The sequence below is a fragment of the Actinomadura sp. 1N219 genome, assembly GCF_044326405.1.
Classification (GTDB): domain Bacteria; phylum Actinomycetota; class Actinomycetes; order Streptosporangiales; family Streptosporangiaceae; genus Spirillospora.
The window spans coordinates 1,737,309-1,757,156 of sequence record NZ_JBIRAY010000001.1 but is presented as its reverse complement, the minus strand read 5'-3'; the positions used below and the strand labels follow the sequence as shown (position 1 = coordinate 1,757,156).

Annotated in this window: 15 protein-coding genes; 7 read left to right on the top strand and 8 right to left on the bottom strand. The window is 72.4% G+C overall.

Translation table 11 applies throughout. The annotated features are described in order from the left end of the window. Positions 1-39: 39 nt before the first annotated feature. Complete coding sequence (gene hsaA / locus ACH35V_RS08165; protein ID WP_395970994.1) at positions 40-1,206, bottom strand: 3-hydroxy-9,10-secoandrosta-1,3,5(10)-triene-9,17-dione monooxygenase oxygenase subunit; 1,167 nt, start codon at positions 1,204-1,206, stop codon at positions 40-42. Positions 1,207-1,406: 200 nt separating this feature from the next. Here hsaA and ACH35V_RS08160 point away from each other — a divergent pair, with 200 nt between their 5' ends. From ACH35V_RS08160 to ACH35V_RS08140, 5 genes are all read left to right on the top strand, one after another. Further along, positions 1,407-2,558, top strand: a complete 1,152-nt coding sequence (locus ACH35V_RS08160) for a Rieske 2Fe-2S domain-containing protein (protein ID WP_395970993.1) — start codon at positions 1,407-1,409, stop codon at positions 2,556-2,558. Then, positions 2,555-2,794 carry a ferredoxin gene (locus tag ACH35V_RS08155; protein WP_395970992.1) on the top strand — a complete coding sequence of 80 codons (240 nt, stop codon included), beginning with the start codon at positions 2,555-2,557 and terminating at the stop codon, positions 2,792-2,794. Before ACH35V_RS08160 ends, ACH35V_RS08155 begins: the two co-directional genes overlap by 4 nt. After that, positions 2,791-3,627 carry an SDR family NAD(P)-dependent oxidoreductase gene (locus tag ACH35V_RS08150; RefSeq protein WP_395970991.1) on the top strand — a complete coding sequence of 279 codons (837 nt, stop codon included), beginning with the start codon at positions 2,791-2,793 and terminating at the stop codon, positions 3,625-3,627. The genes ACH35V_RS08155 and ACH35V_RS08150 overlap by 4 nt, the downstream gene beginning before the upstream one ends. After that, a complete protein-coding gene (locus ACH35V_RS08145; protein ID WP_395970990.1) occupies positions 3,624-4,412 on the top strand; it encodes an SDR family NAD(P)-dependent oxidoreductase in 789 nt (262 codons plus the stop codon). The genes ACH35V_RS08150 and ACH35V_RS08145 overlap by 4 nt, the downstream gene beginning before the upstream one ends. A gap of 92 nt (positions 4,413-4,504) precedes the next feature. After that, positions 4,505-5,425: an NADP-dependent oxidoreductase gene (locus ACH35V_RS08140; RefSeq protein WP_395970989.1), complete on the top strand. Its 921-nt coding sequence runs from the start codon at positions 4,505-4,507 to the stop codon at positions 5,423-5,425. Here the strand turns inward: ACH35V_RS08140 and ACH35V_RS08135 are convergent. Further along, positions 5,422-7,662 (bottom strand): MMPL family transporter, encoded by a 2,241-nt coding sequence (locus tag ACH35V_RS08135; RefSeq protein ID WP_395970988.1) that lies wholly within the window; start codon positions 7,660-7,662, stop codon positions 5,422-5,424. The genes ACH35V_RS08140 and ACH35V_RS08135 overlap by 4 nt on opposite strands. A gap of 154 nt (positions 7,663-7,816) precedes the next feature. Between ACH35V_RS08135 and ACH35V_RS08130 the strand changes: the two genes are divergently transcribed. Continuing rightward, the gene (locus ACH35V_RS08130; RefSeq protein ID WP_395970987.1) at positions 7,817-8,392 is read left to right on the top strand and encodes a TetR/AcrR family transcriptional regulator; all 576 of its coding nucleotides are present in this window, start codon (positions 7,817-7,819) and stop codon (positions 8,390-8,392) included. Positions 8,393-8,411: 19 nt separating this feature from the next. On the opposite strand, the gene ACH35V_RS08125 is transcribed toward ACH35V_RS08130, so the two are convergent. The 6 genes from ACH35V_RS08125 to ACH35V_RS08100 all read right to left on the bottom strand — a co-directional run bounded on the left by ACH35V_RS08125 (position 8,412) and on the right by ACH35V_RS08100 (position 16,245). Beyond that, positions 8,412-9,473, bottom strand: a complete 1,062-nt coding sequence (locus ACH35V_RS08125) for an alpha/beta hydrolase (protein ID WP_395970986.1) — start codon at positions 9,471-9,473, stop codon at positions 8,412-8,414. Beyond that, a complete protein-coding gene (locus tag ACH35V_RS08120; protein WP_395970985.1) occupies positions 9,463-10,467 on the bottom strand; it encodes an LLM class F420-dependent oxidoreductase in 1,005 nt (334 codons plus the stop codon). Before ACH35V_RS08120 ends, ACH35V_RS08125 begins: the two co-directional genes overlap by 11 nt. Positions 10,468-10,497: 30 nt before the next feature. Beyond that, positions 10,498-12,738, bottom strand: coding sequence for an MMPL family transporter (locus ACH35V_RS08115; RefSeq protein WP_395970984.1), 2,241 nt, complete (start codon positions 12,736-12,738; stop codon positions 10,498-10,500). A gap of 68 nt (positions 12,739-12,806) precedes the next feature. Then, a complete protein-coding gene (locus ACH35V_RS08110; protein ID WP_395970983.1) occupies positions 12,807-14,489 on the bottom strand; it encodes an FAD-dependent monooxygenase in 1,683 nt (560 codons plus the stop codon). Then, positions 14,477-15,142 carry an HAD family hydrolase gene (locus ACH35V_RS08105; protein ID WP_395970982.1) on the bottom strand — a complete coding sequence of 222 codons (666 nt, stop codon included), beginning with the start codon at positions 15,140-15,142 and terminating at the stop codon, positions 14,477-14,479. Before ACH35V_RS08105 ends, ACH35V_RS08110 begins: the two co-directional genes overlap by 13 nt. Further along, on the bottom strand, positions 15,133-16,245 hold the full coding sequence (locus ACH35V_RS08100; protein ID WP_395970981.1) for a ScbA/BarX family gamma-butyrolactone biosynthesis protein: 1,113 nt from the start codon (positions 16,243-16,245) through the stop codon (positions 15,133-15,135). Before ACH35V_RS08100 ends, ACH35V_RS08105 begins: the two co-directional genes overlap by 10 nt. Before the next feature lie 494 nt (positions 16,246-16,739). On the opposite strand from ACH35V_RS08100, the gene ACH35V_RS08095 reads away from it, so the two are divergent. Further along, entirely contained in the window at positions 16,740-19,835 is a 3,096-nt protein-coding gene (locus ACH35V_RS08095) for a BTAD domain-containing putative transcriptional regulator (RefSeq protein WP_395970980.1), read from the top strand. The last annotated feature ends 13 nt before the right edge of the window (positions 19,836-19,848 follow it).

Sequence of the window (19,848 nt, the reverse complement as noted above, 5' to 3'; positions counted from 1 at the left end):
GTCCCTTTCCCGCACGGAAGGTGATCGACGGGACGTGAATCAGACGAGGTTGTCTTCGACCTTCAGGCCGAAGACGCCGCGGCCGTACATGGAGAGGGCGTGTTCGACGTCGTTGGCGACGTGGACGCTGCCTGCGTGGGCGTCGCGCCAGGCGCGCTCGATGACGTTGCCGCGGTGCAGGGAGTTGCCGCCGGCCGTCTTGAACAGGATGTCGATCGCCTGGATGGCGCGTTCGGTGCCGCGGACCTGGTCGCGGCGGGCCCGGAGGCGCAGTTCCATCGGGATCTTCTCATTGCGGACGGCGTATTCGTGGATCTCGCGGACATTCCGGTCGGTCTGGAGAATGGCGGCGTCGATCTCGGACGCGGCGCGGGCAACGGCCACCTGCGCGAACTGGTCCTCGACGAAGCGGCCGCCGCCGAGACTCAGCCGGATCCGGTCCTGCATCTTCGCGACGTACAGATCGTGGCAGCCCGCGGCCATGCCGATCACGCTCGCGGCGACCGTGCTGGTGAAGATGGTGCCGAACGGCATCCGGTAGAGGGGGCCGGGGTTGACCTTGCGGCCCGGGTTGCGGAGCTGGGCCTGCTCGAAATTGCGCATGGCGCGGTGGGCCGGGATGAACGCGCGCTCCACGACGATGTCGTCGCTGGCGGTGCCGCGCAGGCCCATCGAATCCCAGACCTCGCGGATCTCGTAGTCCGTCCGCGGGATCAGGACGGTCATGAAGTCGACGGGACGCCCCTCCGCGCCGACGACCAGCGCGCCGATCAGGGCCCAGTCCGCGAACTCGCAGCCGGACGAGAACGACCAGCGGCCGGACACCTCGAAGCCGCCGTCGACGGGGGTGAGCCGTCCGATGGGGGCGTAGGACGAGGCGATGAGCGTGTCAGGGTCGGCGCCCCAGACCTCCTGCTGCGCCTCGTCCGCGAACAGGCCGAGATGCCAGGAGTGGACGCCGAGGACCGCGGCGACCCAGCCGGTGGAGCCGCAGGCGCCGGAGATCGCCCGGATGACCTCGTAGAACGCGACGGGGTCGTCCTCGGCGCCGCCGTAGCGGGTGGGCTGGAGCATCCGGAACACGCCGGCGGCGGTCAGGTCGCGGACGGTCTCGGCGGGGATGCGCCCCTTCTCGTCCACCGACCTGGCCCGCTCGGCGATGCCGGGCAGCAGCCCGCGCACGGACCCCAGGACCTCGTTCTTCATCCCTGTTCCTCGTGGGGGGCGACCCCCCACACCCCCCGGTTCGCTACCGCTCATCCCCGCTCCTCGTCTTCCCGCTAAGGCCATGAAGGACACCATGTCAGCTTGCCGCCGGGGCGGGAACGTCCCGGCCAGCGAGACTCGCCGGACCGGGCGGCGGCCCGCGACCTACTGTTCCAATCACCCCGTCCATCGCCGAAGGGATGATCCACGTGACCGCAACCGAGTCGGACGCCGTCCGCGCCATCGAGGCGGAGGCGATCTCCTCCCGTTTCGCCCGGGGATGGCACTGCCTCGGGCTGGCCGAGACGTTCAGGGACGGCAAGCCCCACACGGTCAACGCCTTCGGTCAGAAGCTCGTGGTCTTCACCGGCGCGGACGGCAGGACCAACGTCCTGGACGGCTACTGCCGGCACATGGGCGGCGACCTGTCCCAGGGCACGGTCAAGGGCGACGAGATCGCGTGCCCGTTCCACGACTGGCGGTGGGGCGGCGACGGCCGCTGCAAGAAGATCCCGTACTCGCGGCGGGTGCCGCTGCGGGCGCGGACCGCGGCGTGGCCGACGATGGTGCAGGACGAGCTGCTGTTCGTGTGGAACGACCCGGAGGGGAACAAGCCGCCCGCGGACGTGACGATCCCGGTGATCGAGGGCGCCACCCGCGACGACTGGACCGACTGGCGCTGGACGGAGACGGTCGTCCACACCAACGCCCGCGAGGTCATCGACAACGTCGTGGACATGGCGCACTTCTTCTACATCCACAAGTCGTTCCCGACGTACTTCAAGAACATCTTCGAGGGGCACGTCGCGACGCAGATCATGAAGGGCGTGGCGCGGGACGACGCCCGCCAGCAGCGGGACGGCAGCGGGCCGCGGATGCTCGGCAACACGTCCGTGGCGTCCTACCACGGCCCCTCATTCATGATCGACGAGCTGACGTACCACTACGAGGGGTACGACGTGAAGTCCGTCCTGATCAACTGCCACTACCCGATCGACCAGAACTCGTTCTCGCTGCATTCGGGGATCGTCGTGCAGCACAGCGACGCCCTGTCGGCCGAGGCGGCCGAGGCGACCGCGCAGAAGCTGTCGGACTTCATCCTGGCCGGGTTCGAGCAGGACATCGAGATCTGGCGGAACAAGACCCGCATCGACAACCCGCTGCTGTGCGAGGAGGACGGGCCCGTCTACCAGCTGCGCCGCTGGTACGAGCAGTTCTACGTGGACGTCGCCGACGTCCGGCCCGAGATGACGGACCGGTTCGAGTTCGAGATCGACACGACCCGTCCCGTCGAGTCGTGGCAGAAGGAGGTCGACGAGAACCTCGCGCGCCGCGAAGGGGCCTCAGCGTGACGGCACGGCAGGACGAGCGGCTGCTGGACGGGCCGCTCATGCCCGTCCGCTGCCGGCGCTGCGCCGCGGAGGTGCTGGCGCGCAAGGCGAGCTGGGAGCAGACGAGCATCCAGTGGAACGCGGGCGCGCGGGCCTCGTGCACGAGCCTGCCGGACGATCCGTTCGGCACCTGCCCGGCGCTGCGGTCGGCGATCCAGGAGGCGGCGCTGACCGGCGCGATCAAGGTGGTCGAATGACCGACCCCGCCGGGCGGCCCGAGCGAACGGAGCAGGCAGAGCGGACGGCGGGGCGGCTGGCCGGGCGGGTCGCGGTGGTGACGGGCGCGGGCGACGGCATCGGCCGCGGCGTCGCCCGCCGCTTCGCCGCCGAGGGCGCGAACGTGCTGGTCGCGGAGCTGAACGCGGAGACCGGCGCCCGGGTGGCCGCGGAGCTCGGGCCGGGCGCCCGGTTCGTCCGCACCGACGTGACCGACAAGGCGCAGGTGCACGCGATGATCGCGGCGGCCGTGGAGACGTGGGGCCGCGTGGACGTCCTCGTCAACAACGCCTGGGGCGCCGGGACGGTCAGCCGCGTCGAGACCAAGACCGACGAGCAGCTCGCGAGCGGTTTCGCGATGGGCTACTACGGCCCGCTGTGGGCGATGCAGGCCGCGTTCCCGCACATGAAGGCGCGGCGGTACGGACGCGTCGTCAACATGTGCTCGCTCAACGGCGTCAACGCGCACATGGGCACGCTGGAGTACAACTCGGCGAAGGAGGCGCTGCGGACGCTGACCCGCACCGCCGCCCGCGAGTGGGCGGCGACCGGCGTCGTCGTCAACGCGATCTGCCCCGGCGCGAAGAGCGCGGCGTTCCGGCGGATGGCGTCCGCGCATCCGGAGATCGAGGCCGCCGCCGACGGCGCCAACCCGATGGGCCGCCTCGGCGACCCGGAGACCGACATCGCCCCCGTGGCGCTGTTCCTCGCGTCCGAGGACGCCCGCTACCTGACCGGCAACACCCTGTTCGCGGACGGCGGCTCGCACATCAACGGCGTCGCCTGGACCCCGGACCTGGACGGAGGACGATGATCGACCAGTACGGCCCGTGGGCCGTGATCGCCGGTGGTTCCGAGGGCGTCGGGGCCGCGTTCGCGCACCGGCTCGCGGACGCGGGCCTGAACCTGGTGCTGATCGCGCGCAAGCCGGGGCCGCTGGCGGAGACCGCCGACGCCGTCCGGGCGAAGGGCGTGGAGGTCCGGACGCTGGAGCTCGACCTGGTCGCGCCCGATCCGCTGACGGCGATCCGGGAGGTCACCGACGGCCTGGACGTCGGCCTGCTCGTCTTCAACGCGGGCGCGAACAGCTACGGGCACGAGTTCGTCACCGGCGACCTGGACCGCTTCCAGGGCGTCATCGACCTGAACATCACCGCGCAGCTCGCCGTCGCGCACCACTTCGGCGGGCTGATGAAGGCTCGCGGGCGGGGCGGCGTCCTGCTGGTCGGGTCGCTGGCCGGTTACATGGGGCAGGCGCAGATCAGCATCTACTCCGCCGTGAAGGCGTTCGGGCGGATCTTCGCGGAGGGCCTCTGGCTGGAGCTCCGCGAGCACGGCGTGGACGTCCTGGAGCTCGTCCTCGGCGTGACGCGCACGCCCGCGATGGAGCGCGCCGGCCTCAACATGGACATCCCGGGGCTGGTCATCGCCGAGCCCGACGACGTCGCCCGCGAGGGCCTGGCGCACCTTAAGGACGGCCCGGTCTGGGTCGCGGGCGGCAACTACGAGACGGCGAAGAAGCGCAACGGCTACCCGCGCGACCGCCTCGTCGCCGGAGCGCACGAGGCCATGCGGCGCATGCTCCCGAAGCCGTCCTGACGGGCGGACGGGACCGGCGGGTTGACCTCAGCTTTGGTTGAGGTCATAGCGTCCCTCTCGACCGATCAATAACGCGACGAGGGAGGACGATCATGCGGGTTGCGGGGTTCACCGAGGCGGGCGGGCCGGACGTGCTGACGATCTTGGAGGTGCCCACGCCGGAGGCCGGGCCGGGCGAGGTGCGGGTCCGGGTGCGGACGGCCGGGGTGCAGCCGTACGACCTGGCCGTCCGGGAGGGCTGGTCGCCGCCGGGGACGCCTGCGGGCTTCCCGCGCGTGCCGGGCAACGAGTTCGCGGGCGTGGTCGACCAGGTCGGTGACGGCGTCACCGCCGTCCGGCCGGGCGACGAGGTGATCGGCAACGGCCGTCTCAACGGGTACGCCGAGTACGTCGTCGTCCCGGCGAAGGTGCTGGCGGCCAAGCCCGCGAGCATGCCGTGGGACGTGGCGGGCGGTTTCCCGGCCGCGGTGATGACCCCGCACATCGCGCTTGAGGAGATGGCGGTCGGGCAGGGCGACACGCTGCTGGTGCACGCCGCGGCGGGCGCGGTCGGGGCGGTCGCCGTCCAGCTCGGCCGCATCGCCGGGGCCACCGTGATCGGGACGGCGAGCGAACGCAACCACGAGTATCTGCGGTCGATCGGCGCGATCCCGGTCGCCTACGGGGACGGGCTGGAGGAGCGGGTCAGGGCCGCCGCGCCGGACGGGGTCGACGCCGCCCTCGACGGGGCCGGCGGCGACGCCCTGGACGTCTCGCTCAACCTCGTCAAGGACAAGGGCCGCATCATCACGCTCGTCGAGCACGGGCGGGCCGCGGAGCTCGGCGTCCGGATCACGCCCGACAAGCGGTCGGCGTCCCGGCTCGCCGAGGCGGCGCGCTTCTACGACGAGGGACGGCTGAAGATCCACGTCCGCGGCGTCTTCCCGCTGGAGCGGGCGGCGGACGCGCACCGCGAGGTCGCCACCGGCCACGGCCGCGGCAAGGTCGTCCTGGCGGTCCACAATCCCGGCTAATCCGCCGCCGTGGGTGTCCGCTCCCTGGCCGGAGGGGCGGGGGGCGGCGCCGGGGACGCGGACTCGGTGAGCGCCAGCCGTGCCTGGACGCGGCGCAGCGGCCCGGGCGCCCACCAGTTCGCCCGCCCGGCGAGCCGCATCGCGGCCGGGACGAGCAGCGCCCGGATCAGCGTGGCGTCGAGCAGGACCGCCAGGGCCATGCCGATGCCCAGCATCTTGAGGAACACCACGCCCGACGTCGCGTACGAGGCGAACGAGACCGCGAGGACGGCGGCGGCGGTGGTGATCAGCGGGGCGCTGCGCTGGAGCCCGGCGGCGACCGAGCGGGCGTTGTCGCCGGTCCGGTCGTACTCCTCCTTGATCCTCGACACCATGAAGATCTCGTAGTCCATGGACAGCCCGAAGGCGATGCAGAACATCAGGATCGGGATGCTGGGCTCCAGGCTTCCGGTGGCGGTGAAGCCGAGCGTCCCGGAGAGGTTCCCGTCCTGGAAGACCCAGACTAGCGCGCCGAACATCACCGACAGGCTGAGCACGTTCAGCACCGCCGCCTTGAGCGGGACGAGGACGCTCCCCGTCATCAGGAAGATCAGCAGGCAGCTCACCGCGAGGATCAGCGCGACCACGAGCGGCAGCCGGTCGACCAGCGCGGTGCGGAAGTCGGCGAGGTCGGCCGGGTAGCCGCCGACCATCGTCCCGTCCGGGGCGGGGACGGCGCGCACGTCGCCGACCAGGCCGAACGGGTCGCTCTCCAGCGTGTCCTGCGCGGGCACGACCGACAGCCAGGGTCCGGCGGAGAAGCGGGCGGCGTCCGGGGGCGCGATCCGGCGGCCGCCGGCGAACGAGCCGGCCGGCGAGTCGACCTGGGCGACGCCCGGGACCTGTGCCAGCGCGCCGGAGTAGCGTTCGAGCTCCGCCCGGCCGGTGCCGCCCGGGACGACGACGCGGAGCGCGTCGGTCTCCTCGGCGGCGAAGCCGTCCCTGATCTCCTGCTGCACCTGGCGGCCGGACGCCGACTCGGGCAGCACCCGGTCGTCGGGGAATCCGGCCTTCAGGCCCAGCAGCGGGGAGCCGAGCGCCAGCAGCAGGACCACGACCGCCGCGCCGATCAGGGCGGGCCGCCGCATCACGCGGACCGCGACGCCGTGCCACAGCCCCGTGTCCGCGGCGGGACGGTAACGCGCGGCCAGCTTCGCCCGCGCGAGGCGCGGGCCCACGGCGGCGAGGGCGGCGGGCAGCAGCAGCACGGCCCCGATGACGCCGAACAGCACCACGAAGAAGCCCGCGTAGGCGAACGAGCGCAGGAAGGGGAACGGGAAGGCGAACAGGCCGAGCAGGGAGACGGCGACGGTGAGGCCGCTGAACAGGACGGTCCGTCCGGCACGCTCGACGGCCCGTACGGCGGCCTCGTGCGGATGCGCGCCGTCCGCGAGTTCCTCCCGGAACCGGGAGACGATGAAGAGGCTGTAGTCGATGCCGAGCCCCAGCCCCATCACGAGCGTGAGGTTCGCCGCGAACGTGGAGACGTCGGTGAAGGCGGTGACGCCGCGCAGCGCCGCGAGCGTGCCGAGCATCGCGAAGATCCCGACGCCGAGGGGCAGCAGCGCCGCCAGGAGCCCGCGGAAGGCGAACACCAGCAGCACGAACACGACGGGGAGCATGAGGAGCTCGGCGCGGGCGAAGTCCTGCCGCGCCTGGTCGCCGACCTGCCGGAAGACCTCCTCCTGGCCGCCGACGCGGACCTGGACCCGGGCGTCGTCGCGGGTGAAGCGGGGGGACAGCTCGCCGAGCCGCTCGCGCGCCGCCGTGGCGTCGCCGGCGACGTGCGCGACCACCAGCGCCGAGCGGGAGTCCTCGCTGCGCAGGGTCGGCGACTTGCCGCGCGTCCAGTAGGAGGAGACCTGGGTGACGCCGGGCTGGGCCGCCAGATCCTGAGCGACGGCCGTCCCGGCCGCGGCCGTCCCGGCCGAGTCGACGGTGCCTTGCTTGGCCGTGACCAGCAGGAGCATGTTGAGATGGCCGGTCTTGAGGCGCTCCTGGAGCGCGGTGCCGGCGCGCACCGACTCCGAGCCGGGCGATTCGAAGCGGGCCAGCGTGAGCGCGCTCATGGCGCCCGAGCCGAGCACGCCGGCGACGATGAGGGCGAGCAGGCCCAGGCTGAGCACCCACCGTCGTCGCCGGACCGCGAACAGCCCGAGACGGCGCATGAGCGGCGCGGCGGGAGCGTCAGTGGGCATGGAAGGGGCTCTCCTCGACGGTAGGCTGCGAAACGCGAGCTTCTACTCGTGAAATAAACATACGAGCGAAAGCTCGTGTTTGTCTACTTCCGCAGGGGACGCTGTGAACGACGCGCCACGGCCGCCGCGCCGCCAGGCCCGGGGCCGGCGACGCATGGACCAGATCCTGGACGCCGCCGCCCAGGTGTTCGGCGAAGCCGGATACGAGGCGGCCACGACCAACGCCATCGCCGCCCGCGCCGGGGTGTCCCCCGGCTCGCTCTACCAGTTCTTCGGCAACAAGGACGCCGTGGCGGAGGCCCTGGCGGCCCGCTACGCCGAAGGACTCGGCGCGGCCCAGCGGCAGGCGCTCGCCCCCGACGTCGCGAAACTCCCGCTCGAGGGGCTGATCGACCGGGTCGTCGACCCGCTGATCGACTTCAACATCGCCCATCCCGGCTTCAAGGCCCTGTTCGCTCGCTCCGACATGCCGGCGGCGATGACGGCCGCGACGCGTCCGCTGCACGCGGCGGTCTCCGGCCGCGTCGAGGCGATCATCGCCGCCCGGGCCCCGGACCTCCCGGCCGACCGGTGCGCCCGCACCGCGCAGATCAGCGTCCACATGTTCAAGGCGCTCCTGCCGCTCGTGCTCGCCGCCGAGGGCGCCGAACGCGCGACGCTCCGCGCCGAGCTGAAGCAGGCCCTGCACCGGTACCTCGAACCGGTCATCGGCGTCGCGCCACGCCGATGACCGGCGTCTCGACGCCTCCCTAACCCAGCTCATGGCGGTTCAGCCAGGCGGCCAGGCGGTCGTGGACCATGGGGGCGTTGCGTTCGACGTTCATGAAGTGGCCCGCGTCCGGCACGTTCAGGACCTCGACGCTCTCCGCCGCCGTCAGCCGCCCGGCATGAGCGGCGCCGCCCTGGACCCGCGAGTCCTCCGCGCCGTAGACGAGGAGCACGGGCGCCTTGATCTCGTCCAGCCGGGTGCCGTCCGCGAACAGGCCGCTGATCTGCGACCCCATGTCACCGCACGGATGCCGGTTCTGCAGCGGGACCGCGGCGTCGATGACGCGCCTGTCGGTGTCGTGGAAGTTGCCGAGCACGAACTCCGCCTCGCCCACGTCGTAGTGGACGTAGCCGGGGGGATCGCCGCCGCGTTCCGCCGGCTCCCCGCCCTGCGCGCACTTCTGGCTGGACGTGAGGAACCGCTGCATCGCCTGCTGCGTGAGCCCGAGGTCCGTCCAGCCCATGAGGACCACGCCGTCGACGTCGCCGAAGGTGTAGGCCGCGATCTGGGCGACCTGCCCGCCGTTGGAATGGCCCGCGACGGCGACCCGCTCGAACCGGGGCGCGTCATCGCGGCCGGTCGCCTTGTAGGAGCCGCGGCGCAGCTGCTGGACGATCTGGTGCGCGATGTCCCCCTGGGCGCCGATGCAGCTGTCGAAGCCGTTCGGCTTGTCGCTGCTGTCGTAGCCGAGCCGGTCGATGGTGACGGACGCGTGGCCCCGCTCGGCCATCTCCCGGGAGTGGTCGTACCCGGGGACGCCGAGCCGCCAGTACCACTCGCCTTCGGCGATGCCGTGGAAGTACAGCGTGACGGCGCCGTCGTCCCGCAGGGCGGAGGCGGGCGCGGTCAGGTGCCCGCGGATCGTGTAGGTCTTGCCGTCCGCCTGGCATCGGACCGGTGTGCGGTTCTCGTTGCGGACGGTGAACTGCACGGGCAGGTCCACGATCGTGTCGGCCGTGTCCGCCCGGGCTGGCGCGGCGAGCATCGCGCCGGCCGTGCACACGGCGATCAGGGCCGCGGCCCACTGACGCTTACGCGGCATCATCCGTCTCCTTCCTCTGCGGCAGCGCCGACGTGAGGACCTCACCGGCGAAGGCGAGGTCGTCCGGTATCTGGGCGTGCGCCGGGAGGTTGACGATGACGCCGTCCATCCCGAGGTCGAACAGGTGCCGGATCCGCTCCCCCACCTCGTCGGCGTCCCCGACGATCATCCGGTCGGAGACCACGTTCCGCATGACACGGTCGAGGTCCTCCCAGCTCAGGCCGCGCGAGGCCAGGACGCGGTCGCGCGCCGCCTTCGCCTCCTCGTGGCTGCGGCCGGGCACGACGATGGCGTGCGCGGTCTTGACGATGTCCGCCGGGTCCCGGCCCGCCTCGGCGCACCGGGCGGCCAGCACGTCGAGCTTGCGGGGAAGCTCGCTGAAACCGCAGTTCCAGTTGCAGGCGTCCGCGTAGCGGACCGTCAGCGGAATGGTCCGCCGTTCCCCCGCGCCGCCGATCAGGACGGGCGGCCCGGACGGCTGCACCGGCCGCGGCACGTTGAAGGCGCCGGTGACCGAGTAGTGCTTGCCCTGGAACGTCGTCCGCGGCTCGCGGAACATCGCCCGGCAGATCTGGAGCGTCTCGTCCAGACGCTCGAAACGCTCACGGACGGAGGGGAACTCGTAGCCGTAGGCGGCGTGCTCCTCCTCGAACCACCCGGCCCCGATTCCCAGCACCGCGCGGCCGTTCGACACGACGTCGAGGGTCGTGACCGCCTTCGCCAACCGCCCAGGCCGGTGGTAGGTCACGCCGGTGACGAGCGTGCCGAGCCTGATGCGGCTCGTCCTGGCCGCCACCGCGCCGAGGAGCACGTACGGCTCCGACATCGGGTCGTCCGGCGGTCCCTCCAGCGGGACCTGCATCAGATGGTCCATGACCGAGAAGAAGTCGAACCCGGCGGTCTCGGCGGCCACCGCGGTCGCGGCGACCTGGTCGAACACGGAACCCGGCGAGGGCCCCTGACGGGTGAAGCCGGTCAGCTGCAAGCCCAGCATGAAGATCTCCCTTGGGATCGGCTCGTGACTTCAAGAGACGTTCTCGGGTTCCGCGGGCTCACCTCCCGCCGGAGCCGCCACCGCCGGTGAGGGCGCTCGCTTCCCAGCCGCGCCACCGGACGCGCCGCCGGACGCGCCGCCACCGAATCCGAGCCGTTCCCGAAGCGTCCGCAGCGGGCCCGGCGCCCACCACGTGAGGGGTCCCGTCAGCCGCATCACCGCGGGGAGGAGCAGGCAGCGCACCACCGAGGCGTCGATGAGGATCCCGAGGGTCACGCCGAAGCCGAGCATCTTGGTGTTGGTCACCCGCGACGTGCCGATCGCCACCAGCACGACCGCCAGGACCAGCGCCGCCGCGGTGATGACGCCGCCCGTCCGCCGGATCCCCGCCACGATCGCCGCGCGGTCGTCCGCGCCCCGGTCGCGCTCCTCCTTGATCCGGGAGAGGAGGAACACGCCGTAGTCCATCGACAGGCCGAAGGCCAGGCAGAACATCAGCACCGGAAGGGCGTTGTCGACGTACCCCGTCGGGGTGAATCCGAGGACGCCGGCGAGGTTGCCGTCCTGGAAGACCCAGACGACGGCGCCGAACATCGCCGCCAGGCTCAGCGCGTTGAGCACCAGGCACTGGAGCGTGAGGACGACGCTCCCGGTCATGAGGAACACCAGGACCAGCGTCACGCCGACGATCATCGCCACGGCCCAGCCGAGCCGGTCGGCGATCGCCCGCTGGGAGTCGACCGCCTCGGCGGGCAGCCCGCCCACGAGCACGGGCGCCGGGGCGTCCATGGCGCGGATCTCCCGGACCAGGTCCAGGCTCCGCGGCGTCATCCCCTCGCCCGACGGGACGACGCTCAGATAGCTGACCCTGGCGGTCGACTGCGCGGCGGCCGGGACGAGATCGCCGGTCTGGTGGCCGTTGACGTAGCGTCCCGTGGGCGCGTCGACGCGCAGCACGCCGGGCAGCACGGAGACGCGGCGGGCGTAGTCGGCGAAGCCGGACGGGACCTGCCGCGCCCCGGTCCGGGGCGCGACCACCTGGATCACGCCGCCTGCGCCGCCGTCGAACCGTTCGCGCAAATCATGGCTGACGACCCGTGACTCGGCCGACGCGGGAAGCTGCCGGTCGTCGGCCATCCCGAACTCGACGCCGGCGATGGGGAGCCCGAGCAGCACGAGCACCCCGCCCGCGGCGATCGCGAAGACCGGCGCACGCCGCAGCACCAGCCGGGCCAGCGGTTCCCAGCCCAGGGCCCGGCGCGCCTGCCCGGCCCCGCGTCCCCGCCAGGGCAGGCGCGCCAGGCGCCGGATGTCGAGCGCGTCGACGCGGCGGCCGAGGAGCACCAGGAGCGCGGGCAGCGGGACGAGCGTCGCGAATGCGGCGAGCACCACCACCGCGATGCCCGCGTACGCGAACGAGCGGAGGAAGTACAGCGGGAACACCAGCATGGACGCCAGCGAGGCCGCCACGATGAACGCGGAGAACGCCACGGTCCGTCCGGCGGTGCGCAGCGTGGCCGCCACGGCGGCCGGGGGCGGCTCGCCCCGCCGCGTCTCCTCCCGGAACCGGCGCACGATCAGCAAGGCGTAGTCCACGGCCAGGCCGAGTCCCAGCACCGTCGTCAGGTTCTGGGCGAAGATCGACACATCGGTGAACTCGGTGAGGACCCGCAGCAGGGCGTTCGCCCCGACGATCGCCATGATCCCCACCCCGACCGGGAGCAGGGCCGCGACGACGCTGCCGAACACGAAGCTCAGGACGAGCAGGGTGATCGGCACCGCGATCAGCTCCGCGCGGACGAGGTCCTCCGCGATGGTCTTCTGCGCGTCGTCGAGCACCGCCGCCGATCCGCCGATCCGCACGTCCAGGTCCCCGCGGACGCCGCCGTATCGCGGCGCCACGTCCTTGATCACCCGGGACGCGGCGGTCTCGTCCCCCGCGATGCGCGCGGCCACGACGGCCTGCCGCCCGTCCCTGGACCGCAGCGTCGGCAGCGAGGTCCGCCAGTACGAGACGACGCCGCCGATCGAGGGTTCGCGGGCCAGCCGGTCGGCGAGCGCCGACGCCTGCCGCGAGACGCCCGGGTCGTCCACGCTCCGGGGCGTGCGGACGAGCAGGACCAGGTTGGGGCGGCTGGACGGGAACTCGGCGTCCAGGACGGCGGCCGCCCGCGCGGACGCCGAGCCCGGGTCCTGCGTCCCGCCGTTGCGCAGCCGGTCGGCGACTCCCCCGCTCAGCAGAACGGATCCGATGATGAAGGCGACCGTCACGAGCACGATCGTTCGCGGTCGCGCCGCCGTCAGCCTCGCCAGCACATGGAACATGAATCGCCTTCCGGCTATCGGGGAGCGGAGACCCGGTCGAAGGGGAACGGCAGCGGGGAGGCCCCGGACTCCAGGGCCGTCCTGGCATCGAGGCACGAGCCGACCACGCCGTCGGGGCGGACGTAGGCCGCCCACGGCGCCGCCGCGGAGGTCAGCGCACCGCCGACGTCGCGCACCACGTCGTAGGGCACGCCCGGCGGCTCGTAGGGCACGTCCGGCGGCGGCGCCGTTCCGGCGGAGCGCAGGATCAGCAGCACATCTGCGAGGTCGTCCGCCCCGGCCGTCAGGATCGCCTCCCGGCACTCCGCCGCCAGCCTCTCCGCGTCACCGTCGCCCCTGTCACCGGCGATGACGAGGGTGTGGCGGCCCTGGGCGAGGTAGTCGTGCAGCGTCGCCGCCGCCGTGCCCCGCACCGGGGAGAGCGCGGCGTCCGGCATGCGCCTGCCGGGCCGCACCGTGCCGGGCACGCCCGCGGGCACCCCCGCGGACGCGATGGCGGGGCTCGCGGAGAGGTCGAGGTGCAGCTGGGCCAGCTGCGGGACGAGCTTGCGCTCCAGCGCCCCGGACCTGGAGAGCCCCCGCAGCAGCACGTCCCGCCCGGCCCGCAGGATCGAGGACCGGACGAGCCACAGCCGCGTCTGCCGCTCGGCGTTCCGGACGGCCGTCGCCGACGCCGGACGGCGTTCGGCCTCGTAGCCGTCCAGCAGCGCATCGTCCGCTCCGCGCAGGACGGCGGCGAGCTTCCAGCCCAGGTCGAACCCGTCCTGGACGCCGGTGTTGAGGCCCTGCCCGCCGGCCGGGCTGTGGCAGTGCGCGGCGTCCCCGGCGAGGAACGCCCGGCCGTGCCGGAACCGTCCCGCCATCCGCGTCTGGACGTGGAACCGACTCTGCCACGCGATCGTCCCGATCGTCAGGCGTCCCGGGCCGCGCTCGTCCAGCAGGCGCTGCAGGAGGTCCCGGTCGGGGACGCCGGTCCCCGCGCCGGGCTCCTCGTCGAAGAAGATCCGATGCCCGCCGCCCGGCAGCGGGACGACGACCAGCACCCCCTGGGGCGTGAAGTGGTACTGCGCCTCGCCGACGGGCGCCGGACCGTCGAGGGTGACGTCGCCGAGGAGGAAGTCGCGGTCGTAGGCCCCGCCCTCGAACGGGATGCCGAGCACGCCGCGCACGGCGCTGCGGGCCCCGTCGGCGGCGATCAGCCACGGAACCGTGACCTCCTCGCGCCGGCCGCGCTCGCCGTTCCGGGTCGTCCCGTGTTCGAGCACCACGGTGGCGTGTTCGGACGTCGCGACGCAGGAGGTCGCCTCCACGCCCCATTCCACCGTTCCCCCCAGGTCCAGCAGGCGCCGGTACAGGGCGTGCTCGGTCACCGGCTGCGGCGCGCACAGCGGTTGTGGAAACGCCGTCCCGGCGAGACCGGCGAAGCGGACCATGCCGAGCCGCCGCCCCCGCGACCAGTACGAGGCGCGTTCGAGGGGCAGCGCCGCCTCCTCGATCTCGTCGCTGACCCCGGTCCGCCGCAGCGCCTCCAGCGCCCCGGCCCACAGGATCAGCGCCTTCGGCTCCCGGGCGGGGCCGCCGCGGACGTCCACCACCCGGCAGTCGACGCCGTGCCGCAGCAGCGTGCAGGCGGCGACGAGCCCGGTCGGCCCCGCGCCGACGATCAGCACGGACGGCGCCGCGCTCACGACAGCCACTCCCGTACCTCGGCCGCGGCCTGCCCGGCGTCGGCGAACCGCACCGTGAACATGCCGAGCCGCTCCGCCGCCGCGCAGTTCACCTCGAGATCGTCGATGAGCAGGCAGCGGTCGGCGGCGACGCCGAGCCGCTCGACCGTGCGCTCGTAGATCTCCGGGTCGGGCTTGCGCACCCCCTCGTCGGCGGAGTTGACCACCAACTCGAACAGCTCCTCCACCGGCAGGGTGGCCCGCCACAGCGGCTCCCACTCCTTGACGTTGTTGGTGAGCAGCGCGAGCCGGTGCCCGTCCCGGCGCAGGCCGCGCAGGAACTCGACGAACGGCGCGTTGGCCCGGCGCCCGGCGAACCAGAGCTCGCCGAACGTCTTGCCGCCGAGCAGGTCGCCGGCGTTCTCGCCGGGCAGCCGGGAGAAGACCCACTCCACGAACTCCTCCTCGGTGATCGCGCCGGTCTCCATCGCGGCCATCGGGCTGATCCCGTACCGGTGGGCCGCGGCGGCGAGCGCGGACGTGAGGACCTCGGGCTCCAGCCCCACGGTGTCGGCGAAGATCTGCAGCGTCTCGGCGAGCGGATTCGTCAGCACGCCGCCGTAGTCGCAGATCACCGCCTCGATCAGCGGCGGCGGGCGCAGCGGCGGAGGGTTCAGCGGCACTGCGCCACCTCCAGCTCGATGCGGGCGCCCGTCTCGCCCTGCTGCGTCAACTGCACCGACACCGGGACCGCGAGCACGCCGAGCCGGTCGTCGTTGCGGAACCGCCGGATCTGCGCCTCCACCCGGGTCTCGAGGTCGTGCTCGATGAAGCCGGTGAACTCGGCGTTCATGGCGATGACGTCCAGCGTGTCCGGCGCCGGCCCGCCGACGCGGGCGACGGCCGACGTGGCGATCTGCCGCGCCGCCTCGATCTGGAGGTTCCCCGGGACGTGGTCGAGCGGATGGTCGAACAGGTGCGGATGCGCCAGGTCGACGACGAGCTTGGCCGCCGCGCGGCTGTCGTCGAGGACGACGGGCTCGGTGATGACGACGTTGCGCTCCTGCCGGCGTCCGACCATGTCCGGGGTCGCCCCGGCGAGAAGCGGCGTGATCGGACGGTCCAGGTCGCGGGCCGCCCGCTGCCTGGACCGCATCGCCTTGAACGCCCCGCGGGTGACGAAGGTGAGGGAACCGGTCACCTCGAGCGCCGGGCGCCCGTCGATGTCGAGGGCGGCCTCGAAGTTGAGGGCGCGGACGCGTCCGCCCCTGGTCCGCTCCACCTGGACCCGCACCGTGACGACGGCCTGCCCCGGCGTGGGGCCGATCCGGAGCGCGTCGAGATCGACGACCCTGATCGTCATGTAGCGGAAGATGAACGCCATGTCGAGCGGCACGTCGAGATGCCGGTGGGCGATGACGATCCCCGTCTGGCGCAGCACCTCGACGATCAGCGCGAAGTCGTAGAACTCCCCGCGCTCCCCGATCATGTGGCCGCGGGGCAGCTGCGCGGCCACGGCGAACACGTCGTCGGCGACGACGGCGGTGTCGGTGAGGAAGACCTCGGTGACCGAGGCCCGGTGCACCAGCGTCCGCGGGATCGTCTCCTCGTATCGCAGCTCGGGCGGCTCGCCCCCGGCGAGCTCCTTCCCGAGGTCGCTCGCCTTGAGGTCGCTCGCCGCGGCCGGCGTCCGCCCCTCCGCGGGTTCCCCGTCCCCCGGTCCCCGGCCGGTCGCCGCCGATGGCAGGCCGAGGCTCTCGGCTGTTCGGATCAGTGGAAATTCCATTGTGTACGCCCCCTGTGTCACCAGTGCTCCGAGTCACTGCGACTCGCCGCGTAGACACCTTCGTCGGGGGCACTGAAGAACCGCTGGAAGCATCACTGAAGTAACCGTGAAATCCCTGATCAGGCAGACCGAACTGTTCGGCGCACCGAATGTCATAGTGGGAGTTCAGATGCCGAACGGAGAGCGAATCGTGCACGAGGACGAGGCGCGGCGGTGACCGACTGATCATGTTCGGCTACATTCCGCGAGAAGGCACCAGCCAGCGGGCCGTGAGTTTGTAATCCAGTTGGCGGCAAATCCTCATGCCTTATCCTGGTCCCGCTTCGCGCACTACACCCCGCAGATGGGACTTGCCTATCATGATCGAATCAAACGGGGTGGGGTTTGCCGTGCTCGGGCCGCTGACCGCGCGGCGGGGAGCACATCAGCTCGATCTGGGACCCGCTCGGCAGCGCACCGTTCTCGCGGCGCTGTTACTCAGGGCGAATCAGCCGGTGGCGAGCTCTGAGCTCATCGACTGGACCTGGGGAGAGAGCACGCCCACCTATGCCGGAAACCTCATCCAGAAATACATCTCGGGACTTCGCAAATCGTTGTCCGCCGCCGCGTTGGAGACGACCACCGCCGGATACATCCTGCGCGTACCACACGATCATCTTGATCTCACCATATTCGAGAATTTTCTGACGACCGCCGGCAAGGCCCGCGCCGCCGGCGAGTCGCGCAAGGCAGCGGTCGCCCTGAAGAAGGCCCTGGACCTGTACCGGGGGCCGTTCTGCATGGGGTTGACGAGCCCGTTGCTGGACGGTCAGCGCGAACTGCTCGGCGAGCGCCGGCTCGTCGCCTTGGAGGACTACCTGGAGGTGCGGCTCGACCTGGGCGAACACGCCGCGCTCCTCGCGGATCTGAAGGCCCTCGTCGCCCAGCATCCGCTGCGGGAACGGCTGCGCGCCGCCCACATGCTCGCCCTCTACCGGTCGGGCCGCCAGGCGGAGGCCCTGGCCGTCTACCGCGACACGCACCGCCTCCTCGCCGCGGAACTCGGCGTGGATCCGAGCCCCGGGCTGCAGGAACTCCACCAGCACATACTGCGGCGCGACGCGTCGCTGGCCCCGCCCGCGCCGCCGCCCGCACCGCCCGCGATGGCGCGCGTCACCCCCGCCCAGCTCCCCGGCGACATCCCGAGCTTCGTCGGGCGGACGGCCGAGCTGGACCGGCTCGACGCGATGACGGCCGGCGTCGACCGGCGGACCGGCGGCATGCCGATCTGCGTGATCAGCGGGCCGCCCGGCGTGGGCAAGAGCGCGCTCGCCGTCCGCTGGGCGCACAGCCTGGTCGGCCGCTTCCCGGACGGCCAGCTCTACGTGAACCTCCGCGCCCACGACCGGCACCGGGAGCCCGTGGACACGGCCGAGGTGCTCTCCCGGTTCCTGCGGGTCCTCGGGGTGGCGCCGCAGGAGATCCCCTCCGACATCGACCTCCAGGTCGGCCTGTTCCGGTCGCTGCTCGCCGGGCAGCGGATGCTCATCGTCCTGGACGACGCGAGCTCGGCGGAGCAGATCCAGCCGCTGCTACCCGGCGGCCGCGACTGCCTCGCCCTGGTGACCAGCAGGAACAGGCTGGCCGGGCTGTCGGTCCGGTACGGCGCGGAGCGGCTCGCGCTGGACGTGCTGTCCGAGGACGACTCACTCGCCCTGCTCCGCAAGCTCGTCGGCCCGGACCGCGTGTCGGCCGAGCCGCTGGCCGCGAAGGAACTGGCGCGGAGGTGCGCGCGGCTCCCGCTGGCCCTGTGCATCGTCGCGGCCAACGCCGACCACCACCCGACGACCACGCTGTCGACGCTCGCCCAGGAGCTGGCCGGCAACGGCCGTCTCGCCGCCCTCTCGGTATCCGGCGACGAGCAGGCCGCGGTCAAGGCCACCATCGACCTTTCCTATCGAAATCTCTCGGCGGAGGCCAAGCGCGTCTTCCGGCTTCTCGGGATAGCCCCGGGAGCCGATTTCTCGGCGGCGACCGTATCCGCGCTCATCGAACGGACGGAGGCCGTCACGGAACTGGCGATGGACGAACTCACGGCGGCGCACCTGGTGAACTGGAAAGGGCCGCGCCGCTATTTCCTGCATGATCTCCTTCGCGCCTATGCCGCCGACCGGGCCAATAAGGAGGATCGTCCGGAAGAACACCGGGCCGCCTTGGGGCGTTTGTTCGAGTCCCATACGCGTTCGGCTTTGGCGGCGGCACGGGTTCACCGCTTCCCCGTCGCCGCGCAGGAGTCCGCGGATTCCGAGCAGGTCGGCCGCGGGGAGGCGCCTTCCGACCCGTCCCGGAACGGTCCGCATTTCGTGGACCAAGCCGATGCATTCGCCTGGTTCGAAGGAGAACGCGCCAATCTGTTCGCCGCGATCCAGTCGGCCGCGCATTGCGATCCGCCGAGCGCCGCCTGGAATCTCGCCGACGCGGTCCGCGGATTCTGCTGGCTCCGTCCCGAGGGCTTCGAATGGCTGGAGGCGTCCCTGATCGGTCTCCGCGCCGCGAAGGGCCACAGCGGCGACAAGGCGCAGACGGCGATGAACCTTTGCGTCGCCGACGCCCACGCGGGCCTCGGCCACGACGCGGAGGCCCGCGACCACTACGGCGCCGCCATCGCGGCCGCCGCGTCCAGCGGGGACGACGAGCACGAGGCCGCGGCGCTCTACGGCCGCGGGCTGCTGCACTGGACCGCCGGGCGGCTCGCCGCGGCGAACCGCGACTTCGCCGAGGCCCTCGCCGTCCGGCGGCGCGCGGGCGACGATTACGGCGTGGCGATGGTCTACCTGGGGATCGGCCGGCTCGAACACGACCGCGGCAGGCTCCAGGTCTCGATCGACGTCTGGAACAAGGCCCTGAACGTCGTGCGGGACGCCCGCTCGGTCTTCCCCCAGGCGCTGATCCTCAACCACCTCAGCGTCGGCTACCGGGACCTCGGACGCCCCGACGACGCGATGGAGCACCTCGTGGAGGCGATGACGTCCAGCAGGCAGGCCGGGTTCGTCCCCGGGGTGGCGCTGGCCCTGTCGGGGCTCAGCGGCGCCTACGCCGACGCGGGGGAGGATTCCAAGGCGCTGGAGACCGCCTGCGAGGCGCGGACGCTGATCAGCGAGTCGGGAGACCGCCGGATCGCCGCCGAGTGCCTCAACACCATCGCCGAGACCTTCGTCTCCCTCGACCGCCTGGACGACGCCCGCTCCTGCTTCGACCGCGCCCTCACCATCTCCATGATGGTGGGGTTCCGCCGGGGGGAGTGCTTCGCGCGGGCCGGGCTCGCGTCGGTGCTGATGAAGGACGGCCGGTGCCGGGAGGCCCTCGACCAGTGCCGGCGGGCGCTGAGCCTCGCACGATCGGCCGGATACCGGCTGATGGAGGGCAGGCTCATAGGTCTGATGGGAGACGTCTTCCTGAACTCGGAACGGCCCCTGGAGGCCATGAACCACTACCGGCACGCCCTGGCCCTGCGCCGGGACATGGAGTACCGGAGGGGCGCGGAGCGGCTGGAGCAAGGCCTTCGGCGGCTCGAGCGGGCGAAGGGGGAGCCCGTCGTCCATCGCTGCTGATGAGACGTCTGTG